A 278-nucleotide genomic window follows, 5' to 3' on the forward strand; every position below is an offset into this window, starting at 1 on the left:
TTTAATCTTTCGTACCTTATACATCATAACCAAATCAAAGTCGTATTTACTTTACTCTTTTTACCCATGAGGGATTCCTTGTATATTTCAACAAAAAAAATTTGATTTTTTTCAGTAAATGTAAATAGCAGAATTGTGGCTAGGGAAGTATATTATCGACCTAGCTAACTTTATTGTAGAAATTTTCGGGATAAATGATTGGACCATGCAAACTAGAAATACCTTTTCTTGGATAAGGGAAGAGATTACTCGCTCCATATCTGTCTCACTCATAATAT

It is taken from the genome of Streptomyces capoamus (genome assembly GCF_014654935.1).
Classification (GTDB): Bacteria; Actinomycetota; Actinomycetes; order Streptomycetales; family Streptomycetaceae; genus Streptomyces; species Streptomyces capoamus.